Below are 20,646 nucleotides of genomic sequence, written 5' to 3'. Positions count from 1 at the left end.
TCATTTTCCTCTGAGTGTGATTGGTTTTTCCGACTTGGAACGTAGTTTCATATTTAAAAATTCTACGATCACAGAAAAACTCATCGCAAAATAGATATATCCTTTCGGAATATGGAAACTCAATCCTTCGCCTAACAGAGCTACACCAATTAAAATCAAAAAACTAAGGGCAAGGATTTTGATGGTAGGGTGTCTGTCTACAAAGTCAGAGATACTCCCACTCGATAATAACATAAATCCAACAGATAAAACCACCGCTGTGATCATCACACCCAGTTGGTCTGTCATTCCAACAGCGGTGATCACTGAATCCAATGAAAAAACAACATCCAAAATCAAAATTTGAAGGATCACTTGGGTGAAAGAAATTTGCTTTTTAGAATCATCACCGACAATTGAGTCACCTTCCAATTTGTGATGGATTTCTGTTGTGGATTTTGCGATGAGAAAAAGTCCACCTAAGATGAGTATGATGTCTCTGCCACTGATTGAATATTCAACGAATGTAAATAGTGGAGTGGTGAGTTTCATGATAAACGATAGAGAAAATAAAAGCAAAATTCGTGTTCCCATCGCAAGTATCAGGCCAATTTGCCTTGCTTTTTTTTGTTTGGTTTTGGGTAACCTGGCGGAAAGGATCGAAATGAAAATGATGTTATCAATACCCAAAACAATTTCTAAAGAAGTTAAGGTGAGTAGGGCAAGCCAAAGTGCTGGATCGGAAAGAAATTCTATCATGACACGACCCAAACTGATCTAAGGAAAACTAGAATCAATCGAATTCTTGGGTTTAGAATTTGTAGCGTGTTCATTTCTTCGAAAAAAATACCAACCTTCACATTCCTTTGTGATGGTAACATCCTTCCAGTCTTTCAAATTTTCTTTGGATTCCGTCACACCCCAAGGAAACGAATCAAAAGTTTTGTTTTTGAAATCACCATCCCAAGAAGTATTGGCAATCCAAGGGTAATACACACCGTCTTTTGTGAAAGGAACGAGAGTCCACTTGTTATGGGAAAATGCATGAACGTATTTGATTGGCCAGTAGGTGGCGGCACCTGGAATTTTAGGATCAAATTCTGACAAACACTCCATTCGATGATTCCGTTTTCCTTCACCTTCTTTCACTTTGGCGACAAGTTCTGAATGTTTTCCGAGATAAAACAAAAAACAAGCAACTGACAACACAATGGGAATTCCAAAACGGAATAAGGGAATCCGTTCCAAAATCCGAGAGCTAAAAAATAAAATTCCAAAAGGTAAAAAATACAGATAACGTATGTTAAGTTCTGTTTCGATGAGGAATAAAAAAAATACAGTGATGAAAGGAGATAAAAACAAAATCAAATCAAGTAGGAAATCCATCTTATGATTCCTTACGAGTGATATGAATAGGTAAAAAATTCCGATCACCAAATACCATTGGAACCATTCCGAGAGGAGAGGTTGTTTGGAAACGGATTGTACAAGACCTTGCCAAACAAAACTTGGGTCTAAGACAATGGAATGGAAGGTAGAATTGAGTTTGGAGAGTAATTGTAAATTGTTCGTGTCGATGGTTCCAATTCCGAAATAACGAAGTCCTTTCCCAATGGATTTTGCTAGCAAAATTCCCACCAAACTGATGCTTAATGGTCCAATGCTTTTCCATCGTAAATGAAGGACAGCATAACAAATCAAAAAGGGAGCGATGTTGACAAAAAACCAATACTCCGATACCCAAACCATTGTCATGAGGAATAAAAATGGTATCCAAACTTTAGGTTTTGTTTGTTTCCATTGTTCCAATAAAACCAAAGTCCATGTCGCAAAAAATAAGATCATGGCATGGAACCCTGGCAAATAAAATTGCCCGAATAAATTGGGGTCGTACCCTGCTAAGACCAAAAACCCAAGAGCCACTAAATAGGAATATCGTTTTGGCATTCCCAATTGTTTGGCAAAGGTAAAGGGCAAAACAAAGGAAATAAATCCAAAAACCAAATGGAAACCATACACAGAAGGTACTAAAGGAAATAACAAAATCGCGATGAGAATCTCTGGAAAAAGATAAGTACACGGGGGAAGGTTCCAACCACGAATGCCTGTAAAACCCCCAGCCCATACATCCCGCGCAAACAAATAGGGATATAAAACATCACTATCTGTTCCTTCGCCCAAATGGTTTTCATACACAACATCGTAGAACAGATGAAAGCTGGCAAAGAGCACCAAAAGGAAAAGGATTGGTTTAAGGACTCGAAAGTTCATTTCAAAATCAATTTTGTTCTATGTTCCCTAGTAACTAGGGCATTTTCGTTCAAAGATTTTAAAACGTTCTGGAAACTCTAGTTCCACAACAATCCGTTTGTCTGGTACAAAGGGATGTGGGAAATCCAATTTTTTAGCAAAGAGAAGGAGTCCGTATTGTGTGTAATCTTTTGCTGACCTAGAGTACAAACTGTCCCCAACCACAGGGCATCCTATTTTTGCCATATGAACACGGATTTGGTGGGTCCGACCTGTCTCAAGACCGAGTTTCATCAAACTAAACTTTCGCCCTGTTTGTGTTTGCACAATTTTTTCAGTTTTGTAATGAGTGATGGCCATTCGCCCATCTTCTCTGACACACATCTTCACTCGCTCAACAGGGTGGCGGCCAATCGGCATACTGATTGTGCCTTCGGCTTCCACAGGTGCTTGTAACACCCAAGCATAGTACGTTTTATCCACAAGACGATCTTGGAAGAGTTTGGATAAGGCAGCATGGGCTCTGTCTGTTTTGGCAATGATGAGAACCCCTTCTGTTGGTTTGTCCAATCGATGGACAATACCTGGACGGCGTTCACCACCAGTACCAGATAAGTTCTTAAATTGGTGGAGGAGACCATTCACAAGAGAAGGTGAATCATCACCAGGTCCACTGTGGCATGCGATCCCCGCTTTTTTATGGATCACCATAAACTCTTCTTCATCATACAAAACAGGGATATCCATCGGGATGGGTTCCAATCGAGAAGGTGGTCTTGCAATGACATCCACCACATACTCTTCGCCTAAAGTCACCTTATAGCCGTTTTTATGGACAACTTGGTCCTTTGTTTTGTTGGTTACAAAGCCAGAATCGATCCATTTTTGAACGGTTGAACGGCTAAGATCGTCTCCAGCGTTGTCTTTTAGGAAAACGTCTAAGCGACTTTGGTCATAATCTTCGGAAACAGTTACAAATATTTGCATTTTCGGTTGTTATCTAATGAAAAGAACTAAACTATGGAAACATTAAGGTAGGTCAACTGATGAAAAAAGGATTTTTTTTAAGCCTCATCCTCCTCGTAGGTCTTTCTATTTCATTCACGAACTGTTCGTCTTCTGAAGAAAAAGAAACTCCAAAAGAAACAACGTCCACAACTACGGACAACACAACTGCAGTTTCTTCCAGAGATCTCAATGGAGCTCTTTTGGACGAAATCAACGTAGCACTCAAAGACTACCGTTACCCAGATGGCGTTCGTCGCAGAGGTTTTAGCTACAAACAAGCAGACATCCAAGCAGAAGATTTCAAAACTTGGGCAAAAGACAATGTTGCTTATATTAAAGACGCTCTTGCAAAACTTCCTGACAGTTATGCAATCGAAATCACTGGTCACGCAGATGCATCTGGTCCAGAAGAAGCGGAAGGTGCTAAAAAAGGAAACGGTTACTACTCACAAATCCGTTCTGATGCTGTAAAAGCAGCTCTCGTGAAACAAGGGATCCCTGCAGAAAGAATCGTGACAAAAGCTGCTGGTTCTTCTAAACCAATTTCTGGTTTTGATGAAAAAGACGCGATCAACCGTCGTGTGACTTTCCAAGTTGTTTCTAAATAAGAAATTCTATTTTCTTACCTAGAGACCTTTCTCTAAATGAAGCCCACCATTTGGTGGGTTTTTTTATGTCTTGAAAATGGATATGGATCAATTCACTGGGTTGTTGAAAATTTAGGGCGCCTCGCAATGGTTATGCGAATCAAAATTAGGTAAGATCATGGTTTATATCATTTTTAAATATGCAATCACAGCAGCACTTGTTGTTATCATTTCCGAGATTGCCAAACGGAACGATCGGTTGGGAAGTTTGATTGCTTCCCTTCCTTTGGTTACGATTCTAACACTCATTTGGTTGCATGTTGAATCTGCCTCCACTGAAAAAATTTCAAATCACGCTTATTATACTTTTTGGTTTGTGATTCCTACGTTGCCCATGTTTCTGGTTTTTCCAGTACTCAATCATATGTTTGGATTTTGGGTTTCCATTTCCTCCAGTATAGTAATCACAATAGTTTTATTTTATCTGTTTCATATCCTAGTAAGTCGTTTTGGAATTCATTTGTTTCCCTGACAAACATAATGGAAAAATAAGTCGTAAAAGATTGGATACAAACAAAGATCAGAAGGAGGATTTACCCATGCCAAATTCAATCGAAGAATACATTGAGTCATTACCTGAAGGGAAAAAAGAATCCTTTCTCCAATTGCGAAGTGTCGTAAAAAAAAATCTGCCAAAAGGATTTGAAGAGACCTTCCAATACAATATGATTGGGTATGTAGTCCCTAAAAAAACCTATCCTGCTGGTTACCATGCCAACCCAGAACTAGCTCTACCGTTTCTCCACATTGCTGTGCAAAAAAGTGGACTTGCTTTGTATCATATGGGAATTTATGCGAATCCAACTCTCTTAAAATGGTTCCAATCGGAATACCCTAAACATTGTAAAACCAAATTGGATATGGGGAAAAGTTGCATTCGGTTCAAAAAATTAGAAGACATCCCTTGGAAACTCATTGCTGAACTTGTTTCTAAAATGAGTCCTAATGACTGGATTCGAGTTTACGAAAAAAATACTTTTTCAAGTTGATTTCAATTCTCAAACTCCTAGTTTGAAAAAAGTGATGTTTTATGTCTAAATCCTTTTTTCTCTTTTTGACGGTTGTTTGTTTAGTATCTTGCAATCAGAAATCGGAAGAGAATCGTCCCCGAATTGCAACATTCCATACTTTAGAAGATGGAGTCATCATTAAAAAATCAGAAGGTGAACTTCCCTCTACAATCTCCATAGCAAACGTTGCTTATCGAAATTTAGGATCAGGACTTTCGATTCCTGTTCGTGTGTCAGTCGTATGTGTTACTTCCAAAGAAACAAATTATTCCTATCATTTTGAGACCGAAGAACAGTCGTTAATCTATTCTGAATACTTAAAAAGTAAAGCAGCCCTATTTGGTGCAAAAAAATCTTATTCACGTTTGAAATACTTGGTGGAAAACCAAGCTGCTGCGGGCAAAGAATTGAACGATGCAAATGTTCAGTTACAACAAATGGTAGCATCCATGGATGAAAATTTAAACCGATTACGAATGCAAGGCATTCCTATCGAAAAGTTAAATAAATTGAAACCAGGTTATATTCTGATTGTAGGCGACATCCCCGAAACAAAATTAAATCGAGTCAAATTACAATCAAGAGTTTTCATTAAGTTTTCTGCATTTCCAGGAGATCGTTTTGAAACAAAAATTGATTCCATTTCTGATGTCATTGATCCGGTCAGTCGCACTGTTAAAGTTTTAATTATAACAAAAAATCCAGGGAATCAATTTAAACCTGGAATGTTTGGAAATGGACATATTGAATTGGACAATCTGGAAGCATTGTCTGTTCCAAATGAATCTATCATTTTAATTGGTGATACAAGTTATCTTTTCAAACAAATCGATGTGAATACGTTTCAAAGAGTACAAGTGGAAACAGGAATCGAAACAGATGAATACACACAAATCTTGTCTGGTTTGCAAACCAATGATCGTGTTGTTTCTCATGGTTCTACATTATTAAAAGGACTCAGTTTCGGTTACTAATGGGATTCATTCGTTTTTCACTGAAAAACTCTCCGATAGTATTATTTTGTTTTTTAATGATTTCAGCTTTTGGAATCTATTCAGTCACACATCTTAAGATAGATGCCTATCCTGATGTTTCTGATACAGAAGTGATCGTGATCACAAAATTTGATGGTAGAGCTTCTTCTGAAGTGGAGAAACTCGTAACAATTCCCTTAGAACGAGCATTAACTGGAATACCTGGGCTTACCACAACACGTTCACAAAGTATTTTTGGATTGTCAGTCATTCGGTTAACTTTTAAAGACCACACTGATGAATATTTTGCGAGAAACCAAGTTAATGAAAGGTTAAAATCAATCCAATTGCCAGAAGGAACAGAAGTTCCTGAACTTGGTCCATTAACTTCTCCTGTGGGTGAAATCTTGCGTTATGCAGTGGAAGCTGATGGCATGCCTACGATGGAACTTAGAAGTATCCAAGATTGGGAATTGGCTCCACGAATCCAACAAATCCAAGGTGTTGCAGATGTGATTACCTTTGGTGGTGACATCAAAGAATACCAAATTGAAATCAATCCCATCAACCAAGACAAATATAATGTTTTTTTACGTGATCTTGTTTTGGCAATTGAAGAAAACAATGCAAATACTGGTGGAAATATATTTAAACATGGTAACCAAGCTATACCAGTACGCGCATTAGGTGCAATCGAAAACGAAAAAGATATAGAAAACATTATCGTCACTGAAAAAAAAGATGTTCCCATTTATGTAAAAGACATTGGAAAAGTGAGAGTGATCCCTCATCCTCCAAAAGGGATTCTCGGTTATCGGTTACAATCTGGAACTGAGACCAATTCTGGAGTCCAAGGCATCATCATGATGCGTAAAGGAGAAAACCCATCTGAAGTATTAAAATTAGTAAAAGAAAAACTTTCTAGTTTAGATGGTTTTTTAAAAAACAAAGGTGTCCGCATTCGAATTTTATATGATAGGGCAGAGTTAGTATCCAATACTTTAAAAACTGTAGTTCGTACGATGATGGAAGGGATTACAATCGTAATGATTGTATTGATCTTTTTGCTTGGAAATTATCGAGTTGCACTGGCAGTTGCCGTAACCATTCCTTTTTCATTATTATTTTCATTTTGTTTAATGAATTTAATTGAAATACCCGCAAATTTACTTTCGTTAGGTGCAATTGACTTTGGTATTATTGTTGATAGTTCCATTGTTATTATAGAAGGAATTATAACGACGATTGCGATTACATCTGTCTCGAAAAAAAAATTGCCATTGGATGAAATCATCCTTCGTTCTTCTGACCACACCGAAAAAGAAGTATTCTTTTCAATTGTTGTTATCCTATGTGCTTACCTTCCGATTTTTCTTTTTGAAAGAGTAGAAGGTAAATTATTCAAACCCATGGCCTTTGGTTTGGCTTTTACATTGATAGGGGCATTGTTATTTTCACTCACAGTCCTTCCTGTTATTTTTTCAAAGTTTTTCCAAGACGAAAATCGTCGCCAAACAAAAGAATTTTTTTTATTATCGCAAGCAAGATCATACTTCGTTCAATTCCTTCATTATCTCCTCAACCATTCCAAAAAATTAGTAATCCGCACTTATGTTGTTGTGATCGTACTTGTAATTTTAGTTTTTATGGGATTGGGAACTGAATTTTTACCTGAATTGGATGAAGGTGCCATTAATTTTAGATGTAAATTGCCAACTGGAATTCATTTGGATAAAACGGCGAACGTTGCGAATTTATTAAGAGAAGCAGTGAGCGAATTTCCAGAAGTAAAAATTGTAATCACTCAATCAGGAAGGAATGATGATGGGACGGATCCTTTTGGTCCAAATCGAATTGAAGGACTGATTACTTTGGAAGATTATTCTAAGTGGAAAACGGTTCATTCAAAAGCAGAAATGTTAGAAGTTTTAAAGGAACGTTTTGAAAAATTAGTTCCTGGGGCAAAATTCAGCTTTTCACAGCCAATTTTGGATAATGTTGCAGAAGCAGTCACTGGTTCGGCTGCTGATTTGTCTGTTCAACTTTCTGGTAGAGATGTTGCCGTATTATGGCAAAAAGCAAATGAAATTGAATCCGCCTTAGAAAAGTTAGAAGGTGTTTCGGCCATTGGAATTGAACAAGAAGGTCCCAATACAGAACTAAGTATCGCCATTGATAGAGAAGCGGCTGCAAGAGCGGGAATTAATTTTTCCGACATCCAAGATATCACAGAAATGGCGATTGGTGGTAAAGAAATCAGTAAATTGTATTTGGACAATCATATTTATAACATAACAGTTCGGTATCCTGAAGAATATCGAACATCTGTTAACTCGATTGGAAATATCAATATCAAAAGTAAGTACGAAAGCAAATACCCACTGTCTTCTGTTGCCAAGTTGGAATTGAAGGAAATGCCGGCCAAAATTGCCAGGAAAAATGGAAATCGAATGGTTTCTGTTTGGATCAACATCGAAGGCAGAGACCAAGGTGGATTTGTAAATGAAGCAAAAAAGATTGTCGCAAAACGTATCAAATTACCAGCCGACGTCGAAATTGAATGGGGAGGACAATTCGAAAACCTAACTCGTGCAAGTAAGAGACTTATGGTTGCAGTTCCTCTAACGTTTGTTATTATACTCTTTATCTTATATTTAATGTTTCACAATATCTCTGATAGTTTACTTGTTATGTCCAGTATTCCAGTTGCAGCACTTGGAGGTCTCTTTTTTCTTTTTTTACGTGGGATGCACTTTAACGTATCGTCTGGTGTTGGTCTCATTTCGTTATTTGGAATTTCCATTATGGGTGGAGTATTATTTGTCTCAAATTTTAACCATGCGAAAGAAAATAGAGAAATTAAAACTGAAACTGATTTAAAGGAAATAATTTCGCACGTTTCTGAAATTCAATTTCGACCTAGATTTTTAACTTTAACAACGGCAATCATTGGTTTATTACCTGCAATGCTTACGAATGAAATTGGGTCTGATATCCAACGACCTATGGCAACAGTGATTGTAGGTGGATTATTGTTCACTTTGGTCATTGGAAATTTTACAATCCCGTTACTTTGTTATTTAAGTGAACAGAGAAAATTACTTCATGCGAAAAATTAGATTTTATCAAATCAAAAATCGATTTGTACAATTGTTGGTTGTATCTGTAATTTGTTTTCCTCTTTATGCAAATGATAAACTAAAAAAAGAATTTAATTTTGACCAAGCAATTCAGTATGCACTCGCAAATAACAAACAAGTTGCAATTGCAAAGTTTGAAATTGATTTTACAAAAGCAGATCGGATCACAGCTGGTTTACGACCAAATCCATTTTTGAATATTGTTGCTGATGTTTTACCTTTTAATCCATCTTCAAAACAATTTGATCCCAATCGCAATCAATATGGTGTTAGTTTGGGTTTTGTGATTGAAACTGCTAACAAACGAGAAGAACGGATCAATGTCGCCAACAAAAGACTAAAGATGGATGAGTTGGTATTTTTGGAAACTTTGCGAAAAATATCAATAACCACTGGAAATTTATTCATAGCAACACTTGCAGCAAGGGAACGTTATCTTTTAGCCGAAGAAAATTATAAAAATTTAGTGAATATCGTTGAAATCAACAGAATCAGATTTAAGAGAGAAGACATTTCTAAATTAGAATTATTGAGATCTGAAGTTGCACAAGATCAATATGCGGTAGCGAGAGTTTCTGCACAGGTAGAATATATTAAATTAAAAAACGAACTTATCGTATTTCTTGGTTTAAATCCAAGTGAAATTGATATTGTGTTAGCTGGTAATTTAGATTCGTTAAAACTACTACCAAAAATTGATGCGAACCAATTATTAAAATTAGCAACTGAAGGAAGGCCTGATTATCTTGCATTAGTGAATGCAGAAGATATTGCATTGGCAAATATGAAACTGCAAAGAGCAAATGCAGTACCAAACTTTAGCATTCTATTTGATTCACTCGTGCAACAAAACCAATATATGTATGGAGTGTCTGCAAATTTGGAATTACCTGTATTTTCTAGAAACCAAGGCGAAATTGCAAAAAGTGAATCAGCCAGAAAACAAGCTGCCATATTTCGAGAAGAGTTGTATTTAAACTTAGCAAAGGAAATGGCGATTACAGAAGAAGAAATTAAGATTAGATTTGAAGCACTCGAACAAATGAGACAAATCTCATTATTAAAATCACAACAAGCAGTCAAAATTGTAGAGTTAGCATATAAAGGTGGAGGTTCCACCTTACTAGAGTTTTTGGATACTACTCGATCCTATAATGAAACAAAGTTAAAATACATTGATGCCTTAGTTGAATATGAAAAGGCTTTATTAAATCTAAAATACATTACAGGATTTGATTACGAACCAAATTGATTCATTGAAAAACAATTTCATCAATTGTGAACAATAGAAACTTTTTTTGTAATTATAATTTGGACAATTATTAAATAAGATAGATTCATTTTGTATCTTTCTGATTTCATTTCGTTTGGTAAAATGTATAGAAGGGTATTTACCTATAGAATTAAAGTGGAAGAAAGAGTCTAAAGGTTATGAAAGTTGAATATTTTACGAAGTGGGAAAAAGACTCCCATTTAATCATCACTCGATTATCTGGTTTTGTAACAGAGTTGGATGTAAAAGAATGGGAACTTGGATTAAAGCAAGTGTTTCGAGATTTACCGAAAGGAACCAAGTTTAAAATGTTTGTCAATTTACATGGTCTAAATCCTAGTTCTGTCTCTGCTCATAAAGCCTATCGAAATGTAATTCCACTTTTACTCAGTCAGTATGGATGGAGGATTGGTTACTTGGATTTGTTTGAAGAGGCAAATGATTTGACTATTTCAAAAACAAACGATAGCGAATGTTATGCGGCTGTACATTGCCATCAAGACGGATACAAAATCCAAGAATATGAAAGAAGATTTGGAAAGGGAAATGAACATTATTATGAAGATCCCGTATTCTCTGAAGCTTGGATTCGTAGTTATGAATACCCTGCATTGATCTCTTCTTGAAGGAACTAAGAATGAAACTAAATGTATTGATGCCGACTAATTTCAAAATTGCCTATCAAAAAGAGATCCAAAACTATAGGGATAGTTTGTCACAAAACAATGATTTGGCTGCCTGGAGATTTTTGGAAAGGGCACATATCATTGGACAATATTATCCAGTTCCTCATACAGGAAGCCATTTCAGAATGTTGCTTTTTGGGATTCGTAAAGGAGACTTCAAAGAAATCTATGGTCAATTCATTCGTATGGTCTTTGGTTGGATTGGGAGTTTGTTCAACCGAATTCCAGTTGGAAATACGGGAAGTGCATCAGTACCGATTTTTGCTCCCATGCCTATCCCTGATGACTTACGTTCCCTTCTTCACAATGCAGATACCGAAGCAAAAGGTCTTTCTGGATTCAAAGAATAGTTGTTTCGAATCAAAATCGTTTTACTTTTCTGCGATTAGTAGAAATAAAGATGCATCATGGTTCATAAAAACTTTTTTTTCTTCTAAGATAACATTTGAACTCACAGTTTGGTATCCGATTGTTGTTAAGATGGATTCCAAATCTTCAAGTTTGAATCCAGTATGAATTTTTGGATGGGATACCTTTTCATTTTTACAGAAATCGACAATCAATAATTTTCCATTGGGTTTTAAATGGTCATAAGGAAATTTTAATATCGATTGTGTATCTGGAATATGTAGGAGTACCAAAGACAAAAGGATATTGTCTACAAGGAAAGACTTGTCCAGAGCCAAATCGGAAGGTGACATTGTTTTCGCATTTTTAATACCTTGTGAATTGATTTTGAAATTTGCCACTTCCAACATAGAAGAGGAGTTATCACATAACATAACATTTTTGTAATGGGAACACAATGGGATTCCCAAAAGTCCAGTTCCACATCCAAAATCTAATAGTGAATTTTCATTTGTATTCTGAAGGAAAGGTCCTAATTGATCTAAAATGCATTTTGCCAATTGGATACGATCATCGGTATCGTATTGATTGGCCATTTGGTCAAAAACATTTGTTTCCATAATGGTTCTGTTTAGACTGTCATTCGTTTCTTACCAAATCCTTGGTACATTCTAATTCTTTAAAAACTCACCATCATTCCCAAATAAATTCCACGCAAACGATCAAAGTTTTCTGATTTTTTAGGTAAATTGATTTCCCAATCACCAGAGAAGGATGGGTTTTGTGATCCAATGTTTGTTGTTGTACGACTGAATTGGACTTCGTTGTAATTTAGATAAGAGAACTTCGACATGATCATATTATAACCCACAAAAAATTTCATATTCGAATGGAACGAATAGGAAAGTGATCCATCCCATTCATAACCTCTAAAGATTCCTTCTGTGCCAGCAGTGGACAAAGAATATTGGAAACGGTCTTCCATTAAGTTGGGTTGTTTGAAAAATCGAGTGCCTTGTGTATAAAACACATCCATTGTTAGGTGGAATGCCAGATCTTGGGTGAGTTGGTAGACTGTTTGGACAGAGGTTTGTGGGCCGTAAGTAAAAAAATATTCTTTAAACGTACCTTGTCCTAAATAATTTCCATAGAGGTAGCGGTTGATATTCCGAACCCCACCTCCCAGATACAATTTCCAGTCCTTTGCTGGTAAAAATGTTTGGTAAAGGTTCAGTTCAAATTCCGACCTTGCCATGGGAGAAAGATAAAATCGTGATAGGTTTCCTCCTTGGGCCGATTGTTGGAAGAGTAAGGTGTTTGCGTTTACAATTTCAATTTCAAAATAAGAAAGATCCACTTTGAATCCTTTCTCTACATTTTCATAACTGAATACAAAGGGAATGAGAACCTTTCCATTTTCTTTGAGTGCCGTACTGGAACGAGTAGGAACAATCGATTCATTTTTATCTGTGAGGGAGGTGTATTCGTAAGGAAGGTATTGGTAGGTCTGTCTTTTTAAGAGCAAACTCCATTCTGATTTTTTGTTTTTTCCATCGAATATGGGAGGTTCCATTTCTCTTCCTTGTGCAAAAATCATTGAAGAGACAGAAACAAGGAATAGATAGATTAGGTTCTGTTTCATTTTTCCTTGTTATAGACTGATTTTGGAAAATGGAAACGATTTTTTCCATTCGCATTTTCCTCTTTCGCCTTGGTGTTTCTAACAGTGGTCGCAAAAATTCATTTACGAAACGAGGAATCCCGCGAAATTAGAAGTTATAAATAGAGGTTTCCATGCCAGATTTTTTTTACGCCGATCCTTTCCCCTTAAAAGAAGACACCACTGAATACAAATTATTAACAAAAGATTTTGTAAGCACTGTCCCCTTTGGTGATAAAGAAATTCTAAAAGTAGAACCAGAAGGCCTCACCTTTCTTGCAGAAAAAGCAATGGAAGATGTTTCATTTTATCTAAGAACAGCACACCTGGAAAAAGTTCGCAAAATTTTAGACGACCCAGAAGCTACACCAAATGATCGTTTTGTGGCAATGGCACTACTTAAAAATGCAGTGATTGCGGCAGACAAACAACTTCCCTCCTGCCAAGATACGGGAACAGGCATTGTCATGGCAAAAAAAGGGGAATATGTCATCACTGGCGGGGATGATGCGGAAGCTCTCTCACGTGGAATTTATAATACATACGTCAACCGGAACCTTCGTTATTCGCAAGTTGTCCCACTAACGATGTATGAAGAAGTGAATTCAGGTTCCAATTTACCTGCTCAAATTGATATTTACTCAACTCCAGGTGATAAGTATAGTTTTCTCTTTTTGGCAAAAGGTGGTGGTTCCGCTAACAAAACTTATCTTTTCCAAGAAACAAAAGCATTACTCAATCCAACATCGCTTGAAAAATTTATAGCTGATAAAGTATCAAACTTGGGTACCGCAGCTTGTCCGCCATATCATATAGCAGTTGTCATTGGTGGCACATCTGCTGAAGCAAATTTGAAGACCGTAAAACTTGCATCAGCTGGTTATTTGGATCATTTGCCGACAAAGGGAGACAAATTTGGATCAGCCTTCCGAGACATTGAATTAGAAGAAAAAATGCTCGCAGCTGCTCAGAAATCGGGAATTGGAGCTCAGTTTGGTGGCAAGTATTTGGCGCATGATTTTAAAGTCATTCGTTTGCCACGTCATGGTGCCTCTTGTCCTGTGGGACTTGGAGTGAGTTGTAGTGCGGATCGAAACATCAAAGCAAAAATTACAAAAGATGGAATCTATTTAGAAAAACTAGAATACGACCCAGCAAAATTTTTACCTACCATTGATGAAGTCGATTCCAGTGCCGAGTCGGTGCATATTGATTTAAACCAACCAATGCCTGAAATCTTAAAGGTTCTTTCAAAATACCCAGTTAAAACGCGTGTTATGTTGTCTGGTCGCCTTGTAGTAGCACGTGATATTGCTCACGCGAAACTAAAGGAAAAGTTGGATAAGGGTGAACCACTTCCAGAGTATTTTAAAAACCATCCAGTGTACTATGCAGGTCCAGCGAAAACTCCAGAAGGGATGCCATCAGGTTCCTTTGGTCCAACCACTGCGGGTCGTATGGATAGTTATGTGCCTGTGTTCCAAGAAAAAGGTTTTTCGATGATCACTCTTGCGAAAGGAAATCGATCAAAGGTAGTGACAGATAGCTGCAAAAAAAATGGTGGGTTTTATCTTGGATCGATTGGTGGCCCTGCAGCATTACTTGCAAAAGAAAACATCAAAAAAGTAGAAGTATTGGATTTTCCTGAATTAGGAATGGAAGCAGTTTGGTCCATTGATGTGGAAAACTTTCCTGCCTTCATCGTTGTTGATGATAAAGGAAATGATTTTTTCCAGATGTTAAATTAATTGTGAAAGTGTACAGTTGATTCGCTTTTAGGATTCATACAAAATGAAAGGTTTTCAAAGATTCAAAATCGATTCATTATCATAAAATTCTGACTTTCATATCCTAATTATATGTGTAAAACAATCAAACAGAAAGTAAAATTCAAAGCTTCTCCTGAAACGATCTACGAATATATTGCGGATTCAAAAAAGCTGACTTCTCTTACAGGGGAAATTGCAATCATCGGCAAAAAAGTTGGTAGCTCCTTTTCGATCATGAAAGGAAAAGTTTCCGGAATCATCGTCGATCTAGCTCCTCCAAAACGAATGGTGCAAGCATGGAGAAGATCCGATTTTCCCGAAGGAATTTTTTCAATGGCAACTTTTACATTGAAACAAACTTCTGAAGGCGGAACAGAAGTTATACTCACACACCGCGGTGTTCCGAAGGAACTAATCCCTGATGTGGAAGAAAGCTGGCGCCAAAACTATTGGGATAAAATTCGCAATGCAGTGAAAACTCAGTCTAAGTGAGATTACAAACATAAAACCATACCCACTCAATGCAGTTTGTATATTCGAATAGAAAACAATTTCATACCATCTCATTTGGTTTCACCCAAGTATCAAATTCTTCTGCCGTCAAAAATCCCAATTGGATCCCTGCTTCTTTTAAGGATAGGTTTTCGGCATAAGCCAGTTTCGCAATTTTGGCCGCATTGTCGTATCCAATGTGTGGATTCAGAGCTGTGACTAACATCAGTGAGTTTTCTAAATTAAATTGAATTTTGGATTCATTTGCCTCAATTCCATCAACACAATGTTTGGCGAAGGAGAGACTTGCATCTGATAGTAACCGAATTGAATTGAGGACATTGAAGACAATCAGTGGTTTGAAAACATTGAGCTCAAAATTTCCAGAAGCGCCTCCTATGTTAACAGCGACATCATTCCCAATCACTTGTGCACAAACCATAGTCAGTGCTTCGGATTGTGTTGGATTTACCTTCCCTGGCATGATCGAGGATCCGGGTTCGTTTTCTGGAATTTTAATTTCACCTATCCCTGATCTTGGTCCAGAAGACAACCAACGAATGTCGTTTGCAATTTTCATTAGAGATGTTGCTATGGTTTTTAGAATTCCGCTTACTTCCACTAACGAATCGTTGGCGGCAAGTGCTTCAAATTTATTAGGAGCTGATTCAAAAGGAATTCCTGTTTCGTTTGCCAAGGTTTTTGCCATTTTGGAAGGGAAGTTTGGATGAGTATTTAGACCAGTTCCTACTGCAGTCCCACCGAGAGCAATTCTGTATAGGGAAGGTAATACACGATGAATCCGTTCTAAACTATATGTCAATTGTTGTGTATACCCAGAAAATTCCTGCCCTAATGTAAGAGGGGTTGCATCTTGTAAATGAGTCCTTCCTATTTTAATGATATGTTGGAATTTTTCAGATTTTTCTTTGAGTTTCGATTCTAAGAATTTTAGATTTGGTACAAGGTGATGGATCATCATTTCTGCAGAAGCAATATGCATGGCAGTTGGAAAGACATCATTGGAACTTTGTCCTTTGTTCACATCATCATTAGGATGGATGGGTGATTTGGAGCCAAGTGGGCTTCCGAACATTTCATTTGCACGATTTGCAATCACTTCATTGGCATTCATATTGGTTTGTGTCCCAGAGCCAGTTTGCCAAACAGAAAGTGGAAAATGATCATCTAACAAACCATCAATGACTTCTGTTGCGGCTTTTACGATTAGCTTTGATTTTGATTCCTCTAATAGTCCGAGTTCAGTATTGATGATGGCTGCGTGTTTTTTGATAAGTCCCAAGGCACGAATCATCTCTCTTGGAAACTTGTCTTTTCCAATTTGAAAGTATTGGAGGGAACGTTCTGTTTGGGCTCCCCAATACCGAGAATTCGTTACTTCGATTTCTCCCATTGAGTCTTTTTCCATACGTGTTTTGATTGGTTCCATATAGACTTTCCTTCATTAGAGTTTTTGAATTTGGGCAAAAAGAAGAGAATGATGAGATGAAAATGAAAAATAAAAATCGAAAAGGAAATCCTCTCTCAGTAAAATTTTACTGAGAGAGGTATGTTTGGCAATTAACTTGGCTGGTAAAATGCTAAATAAGCAGCAAAAAGTCCCATAATCGGGAATACAAACCAAAGGATTTTTGCATATTTCGCATTTTTATATGCTAAAGTCAGTAGACCACCAAACGCAAGCCAGATGACAATCTTTAAGATGATCCAAACTGGAAGAGCTGAGTGAGAAATATCTCGAAATTTCATGAGTCCAAAACCAGCAACAAGCAACAAAAGTAAACCAACTCCGTGAGAGATCGCAACAATGGCTTTGAATTTGTTTTCTGACTTTTTTCCGCCATTGATTGAATAAAGGGTTACTCCACCTAATGACAAAAATAAAAGAAACATTCCGAAAATATGAATTAGTTTGTACGCCTCGTATGACACAAATGACTCCTTGTAACTCTCACAATTCTTTCAAAACTGAGTTTTCCTTGCGAGATTTTTCTAAGTTCTTGCGGAAGAAAAAGAACTAGGAATTCCCAGTGACAAACAGATAGTTTGGAAGTTATGGAACCAGATCCAAACTCTCATCCACTCGTACCACCCAATCAAAAAACATTACTACTTTTACGTGGCATTCCGGGTTCTGGGAAATCCACACTTGCCAATCAAATCGCAAAAACAAACGGTGCTCCCATATTTTCAATCGATTCCTATTTTGAAAATGAAAAGGGTGAATACCATTTTGATTATACCAAAAATCATTTGGCATATAAGGATTGTGAATCCAAAACAAAGGATGCATTGGAAAATGGAGTTCCCTTTGTCATTGTCGATCACACATTCACATTAGAATGGGAAATGAAACCTTACGAAGATTTGGCGAAAAAGTATGGGTATTTGTATTCAGTTGTCACTGTCGAAAATCGACATGGAGGAAAAAATACTCATCAAATTCCAGAGGAACAAATCGAGAAGATGAAAGTTAAGTATAAAGTGGTTTTATAAGCAATTTGAGTAGAATTGGTAATGAATGTTTGGTTACAAAAACCAAAAAAAGCAAAAAAAACCGCCGTCCAACCTAAGTTAAACGACGGTTTTTAAACAAACTTGGATTATCTCCAGTTGTTAGTTTTAGGTTTTGCGATGTTTACTTTCATCTCACGGTTAAGGATGTTTTTTCCGTTAAGATCTTTGATCGCGTTGTCAGCTTCTTTTCCGTCTTTCATTTCGATGAATCCGAAACCTTTAGAACGACCAGAATACTGATCAGTGATGATTTTTGCAGAAGTTACTGCACCGTGTGCTGAAAAAAGCTCATTGAGTTTTCCTTCAGTCATATCGTAAGAAAGGTTGCCAACATAAATGTTTACTGACATAGTTTTTGTCCTGTTTGTTAAAGTTGACTCGGGAATTCTAGATTTACAATCGTCGGGACCCTATTAGGGATTTTTGGTAAGAACTCCAGAAAAATGCAGGGAAAAACTTGGGAAAGCTACCAGCGTGCAAGCTTGAAAGGACTACTTCGGCGGTGAAAATCAACAATACTCTGAATCTTCTGTCAGTGTAATTACCCTTTCTAAAAAAAGCAATCTGAAAGAAGACTCAGAGGGAAAATAACGAAGGATTTCGTTTTTAGTGGTGGTGGTGTCCACCTGGGCCATGTACGTGTCCGTGTTGTTTTTCTTCTTCAGTTGCTTCGCGAATGGATTTGATGGTGACATCAAAATGAAGGGTTTCACCAGCTAACGGATGATTACCGTTCAATATCACTTCTGCATCTCTTACTTCTTGGAGATATAGAATCATTCTACCTTCAGGTGTATCTGTTTGGAATTCCATACCCACTTCTAATTCCGCTTCAGGTGGAAGTTCTGTTTTCGGAACTTGGAAAATGAGTGCTTCGTTATATGTCCCATAACCTTCTTCAGGTGGTACAGTGACATTTTTTGAATCACCATTCACAAGACCTTCTAGTTCTTTTTCCAGTCCAGGGATGATATTTTGCCAGCCGTGGAGGTATAATAGCGGTTCATCTGATTGGTCCAGAGTTTCTCCCTGGGCGTTCTTTAGGTGATAGGAAAATCCTACAACCATTCCTTTGCTGATCGTTTTTGACATATTGATTACAATCTATATACGGAAAAAAATACTGCAACCGAATAAAAGGTTGGTACCAAATTGTAATCAAAGAAATTGAACCCTGGAAATATCAATATCTATGAATTGGCCGTTACTCATTCAAGTTTTAGGTGGGCTCGGGGTTTTCATCTATGGGATGAAATTACTCAGTGAGTCCTTACAACGTGTGGCAGGAGATAGGCTTCGATCCTTTCTTTCTTCCATGACACGAAATCGTGTGTCTGCTGTTTTCAGCGGATTATTCATTACCTCAACCATTCAATCGAGTTCAGCGACCACTGTGCTTGTTGTTGGTTTTGTCAATGCCGGTTTGATTTCTCTGGCACAAGCCATCGGTGTCATCATGGGAGCCAATATTGGTACTACGATCACAGCATGGATTGTTTCCTTTTTGGGATTCAAATTTAACATTGCTTCCTTCGCTTTACCAGCGATTGCCGCAGGAGTTGTGCTAAACTTCTCAAGAAAAGAAAGTCGATCGGGTTGGGGAACGTTCCTCATCGGATTTGGTTTTTTGTTTTTGGGATTGGACTACTTGAAGTCTTCGGTACCTGATAGTGCAAAAGACCCAGAAAGTTTTGTTTTCTTACAACAATTCACAAACATGGGATTTAATTCGATCTTGTTGTTTGTTTTGATTGGAGCCTTGCTAACAATTGTTATCCAATCTTCTTCTGCATCTACAACCATCACCATTACTCTCGCATTTTCTGGTTATATCCCAATTGATGCAGCTTATGGTATGATTCTTGGTGAAAACATCGGAACAACTATCACCGCCAATTTAGCGGCCATTCCAGGGAATCGAAATGCAAAAAAAGCAGCTTTAGCACATACATTATTCAATGTGTTTGGTGTGGTATGGGCTCTGCTTTTCTTTAAAATTTTCACAGGGATTGTTGATGATTTGATTCCTGGTGATCCACTCACGGATAAAGAATCTACAAGATTCCATATTTCTTTATTCCATACGATGTTTAACATCACTAACACTCTCATTCTCATTTGGTTTGTGAACACCATTTCCAAAGTGGTGAGTGCGATTGTAGATGGTCTTGCATCCAAAACTGGAAAAGAGAAAGATTCCATTCGATTGTTGCAAGCTGGAACTGTGAAAACAACAGAACTTGCAATGGTGGAACTCGTAGAATTTACGAAAAAAATCATACGTGATACCTATGATTTCCTCCGATTGACCGAACAAATTTTACTCCAACCGTATGATGCCGCAAGGATTGGACAAGTTCTCAAAAAAGAAGAAGAACTCGATCAAGTGAGAACGGAAGTGTTAACGTACTTGAACCAAGTCCAAGAATCAGGGATCACTGGTAACTACGCAAAAGATGTACTAGGGATTATGGAAAGAGTAAAAGCTGTGGAAGAGATGGGAGATAATTTTGCATCAATCGCAAGAAAAATCCGTAAATCACACAGACAAAAAGTTTCTTTCGACAAAAACTTTGCAAACTCTGTAAAAGACCAAATGGACTTACTCAAACACCATTACGACATCTTACTTGTGAACTTGGAACAAAGTGAAACATTTGATATCCTTGGGAATCCACAAGTGCGTAACCAAAGTCGTGAGTATCGTTTCCAAATGATACGATCCATCAAAAAGAATGATTCAAAAGTGAAGAAGAAAAAGTACCAGAAAAAAGACAATCTGTTGCCTGCACTTCTTTACCGAGATATTTCCAGAAACTTAGATAATATTTCAAGGTTACTCAATGCAGCCATTTATGCGGACGTTTAGTCC

The 20,646-nt window shown here is 37.3% G+C and carries 21 protein-coding genes; 12 read left to right on the top strand and 9 right to left on the bottom strand.

Features of this window, described 5'->3' with window-relative positions:
* Genes ND812_RS01445 through ND812_RS01435 form a run of 3 tightly spaced genes read right to left on the bottom strand, consistent with a single transcriptional unit; the run spans position 1 to position 3,216 of the window.
* Positions 1–738, bottom strand: a complete 738-nt coding sequence (locus ND812_RS01445) for a TerC family protein (protein WP_407658421.1) — start codon at positions 736–738, stop codon at positions 1–3.
* 18 nt (positions 739–756) lie between these two features.
* On the bottom strand, positions 757–2,250 hold the full coding sequence (locus ND812_RS01440; protein ID WP_265373953.1) for a hypothetical protein: 1,494 nt from the start codon (positions 2,248–2,250) through the stop codon (positions 757–759).
* A 27-nt stretch (positions 2,251–2,277) separates the two neighbouring features.
* A complete protein-coding gene (locus ND812_RS01435) occupies positions 2,278–3,216 on the bottom strand; it encodes an RluA family pseudouridine synthase (RefSeq protein WP_265373952.1) in 939 nt (312 codons plus the stop codon).
* 56 nt (positions 3,217–3,272) lie between these two features.
* Here ND812_RS01435 and loa22 point away from each other — a divergent pair, with 56 nt between their 5' ends.
* The 8 genes from loa22 to ND812_RS01395 all read left to right on the top strand — a co-directional run bounded on the left by loa22 (position 3,273) and on the right by ND812_RS01395 (position 11,317).
* Entirely contained in the window at positions 3,273–3,845 is a 573-nt protein-coding gene (loa22, locus tag ND812_RS01430) for an OmpA family outer membrane lipoprotein Loa22 (RefSeq protein WP_207762644.1), read from the top strand.
* Positions 3,846–4,002: 157 nt separating this feature from the next.
* Positions 4,003–4,356, top strand: a complete 354-nt coding sequence (locus tag ND812_RS01425; RefSeq protein ID WP_265373951.1) for a DUF3147 family protein — start codon at positions 4,003–4,005, stop codon at positions 4,354–4,356.
* A 67-nt stretch (positions 4,357–4,423) separates the two neighbouring features.
* Positions 4,424–4,873: a DUF1801 domain-containing protein gene (locus ND812_RS01420; protein ID WP_265373950.1), complete on the top strand. Its 450-nt coding sequence runs from the start codon at positions 4,424–4,426 to the stop codon at positions 4,871–4,873.
* Positions 4,874–4,914: 41 nt separating this feature from the next.
* Positions 4,915–5,868: an efflux RND transporter periplasmic adaptor subunit gene (locus ND812_RS01415; protein ID WP_265373949.1), complete on the top strand. Its 954-nt coding sequence runs from the start codon at positions 4,915–4,917 to the stop codon at positions 5,866–5,868.
* A complete protein-coding gene (locus ND812_RS01410; RefSeq protein WP_265373948.1) occupies positions 5,868–8,987 on the top strand; it encodes an efflux RND transporter permease subunit in 3,120 nt (1,039 codons plus the stop codon). The genes ND812_RS01415 and ND812_RS01410 overlap by 1 nt, the downstream gene beginning before the upstream one ends.
* The gene (locus ND812_RS01405) at positions 8,974–10,260 is read left to right on the top strand and encodes a TolC family protein (RefSeq protein ID WP_265373947.1); all 1,287 of its coding nucleotides are present in this window, start codon (positions 8,974–8,976) and stop codon (positions 10,258–10,260) included. Before ND812_RS01410 ends, ND812_RS01405 begins: the two co-directional genes overlap by 14 nt.
* A gap of 179 nt (positions 10,261–10,439) precedes the next feature.
* Positions 10,440–10,907, top strand: coding sequence for a hypothetical protein (locus tag ND812_RS01400; protein WP_265373946.1), 468 nt, complete (start codon positions 10,440–10,442; stop codon positions 10,905–10,907).
* An 11-nt stretch (positions 10,908–10,918) separates the two neighbouring features.
* Positions 10,919–11,317 carry a DUF3703 domain-containing protein gene (locus ND812_RS01395; RefSeq protein ID WP_265373945.1) on the top strand — a complete coding sequence of 133 codons (399 nt, stop codon included), beginning with the start codon at positions 10,919–10,921 and terminating at the stop codon, positions 11,315–11,317.
* A gap of 21 nt (positions 11,318–11,338) precedes the next feature.
* On the opposite strand, the gene ND812_RS01390 is transcribed toward ND812_RS01395, so the two are convergent.
* Both ND812_RS01390 and ND812_RS01385 read right to left on the bottom strand, forming a co-directional pair.
* The gene (locus ND812_RS01390; RefSeq protein WP_265373944.1) at positions 11,339–11,935 is read right to left on the bottom strand and encodes a class I SAM-dependent methyltransferase; all 597 of its coding nucleotides are present in this window, start codon (positions 11,933–11,935) and stop codon (positions 11,339–11,341) included.
* A 59-nt stretch (positions 11,936–11,994) separates the two neighbouring features.
* Complete coding sequence (locus ND812_RS01385) at positions 11,995–12,957, bottom strand: LA_2444/LA_4059 family outer membrane protein (RefSeq protein ID WP_265373943.1); 963 nt, start codon at positions 12,955–12,957, stop codon at positions 11,995–11,997.
* Positions 12,958–13,109: 152 nt separating this feature from the next.
* Here ND812_RS01385 and ND812_RS01380 point away from each other — a divergent pair, with 152 nt between their 5' ends.
* Both ND812_RS01380 and ND812_RS01375 read left to right on the top strand, forming a co-directional pair.
* Positions 13,110–14,723, top strand: a complete 1,614-nt coding sequence (locus tag ND812_RS01380) for a fumarate hydratase (protein ID WP_265373942.1) — start codon at positions 13,110–13,112, stop codon at positions 14,721–14,723.
* Between the two features lie 111 nt (positions 14,724–14,834).
* Positions 14,835–15,236: an SRPBCC domain-containing protein gene (locus ND812_RS01375; protein ID WP_265373941.1), complete on the top strand. Its 402-nt coding sequence runs from the start codon at positions 14,835–14,837 to the stop codon at positions 15,234–15,236.
* 61 nt (positions 15,237–15,297) lie between these two features.
* Here the strand turns inward: ND812_RS01375 and fumC are convergent, their stop codons facing one another.
* Both fumC and ND812_RS01365 read right to left on the bottom strand, forming a co-directional pair.
* The gene (gene fumC / locus ND812_RS01370) at positions 15,298–16,677 is read right to left on the bottom strand and encodes a class II fumarate hydratase (protein ID WP_265375885.1); all 1,380 of its coding nucleotides are present in this window, start codon (positions 16,675–16,677) and stop codon (positions 15,298–15,300) included.
* A 140-nt stretch (positions 16,678–16,817) separates the two neighbouring features.
* Positions 16,818–17,150 (bottom strand): DUF2878 family protein, encoded by a 333-nt coding sequence (locus tag ND812_RS01365; RefSeq protein WP_174705093.1) that lies wholly within the window; start codon positions 17,148–17,150, stop codon positions 16,818–16,820.
* Positions 17,151–17,312: 162 nt separating this feature from the next.
* On the opposite strand from ND812_RS01365, the gene ND812_RS01360 reads away from it, so the two are divergent.
* A complete protein-coding gene (locus ND812_RS01360; RefSeq protein WP_265373940.1) occupies positions 17,313–17,753 on the top strand; it encodes a P-loop nucleotide/nucleoside kinase family protein in 441 nt (146 codons plus the stop codon).
* A 107-nt stretch (positions 17,754–17,860) separates the two neighbouring features.
* Here ND812_RS01360 and ND812_RS01355 read toward each other — a convergent pair whose 3' ends face one another.
* Positions 17,861–18,124: an RNA recognition motif domain-containing protein gene (locus tag ND812_RS01355; RefSeq protein ID WP_100716815.1), complete on the bottom strand. Its 264-nt coding sequence runs from the start codon at positions 18,122–18,124 to the stop codon at positions 17,861–17,863.
* A 256-nt stretch (positions 18,125–18,380) separates the two neighbouring features.
* The gene (locus ND812_RS01350) at positions 18,381–18,872 is read right to left on the bottom strand and encodes an FKBP-type peptidyl-prolyl cis-trans isomerase (RefSeq protein ID WP_322113668.1); all 492 of its coding nucleotides are present in this window, start codon (positions 18,870–18,872) and stop codon (positions 18,381–18,383) included.
* A gap of 94 nt (positions 18,873–18,966) precedes the next feature.
* Between ND812_RS01350 and ND812_RS01345 the strand changes: the two genes are divergently transcribed.
* Positions 18,967–20,643, top strand: coding sequence for a Na/Pi cotransporter family protein (locus tag ND812_RS01345; protein ID WP_265373938.1), 1,677 nt, complete (start codon positions 18,967–18,969; stop codon positions 20,641–20,643).
* The last annotated feature ends 3 nt before the right edge of the window (positions 20,644–20,646 follow it).

Origin of the sequence: Leptospira limi, assembly GCF_026151395.1 — a bacterium.
GTDB classification, from domain to species: Bacteria; Spirochaetota; Leptospiria; order Leptospirales; family Leptospiraceae; genus Leptospira_A; species Leptospira_A limi.
Note: the sequence above shows the minus strand (reverse complement) of the source record. Positions and strands in the feature narration are given on the sequence as shown.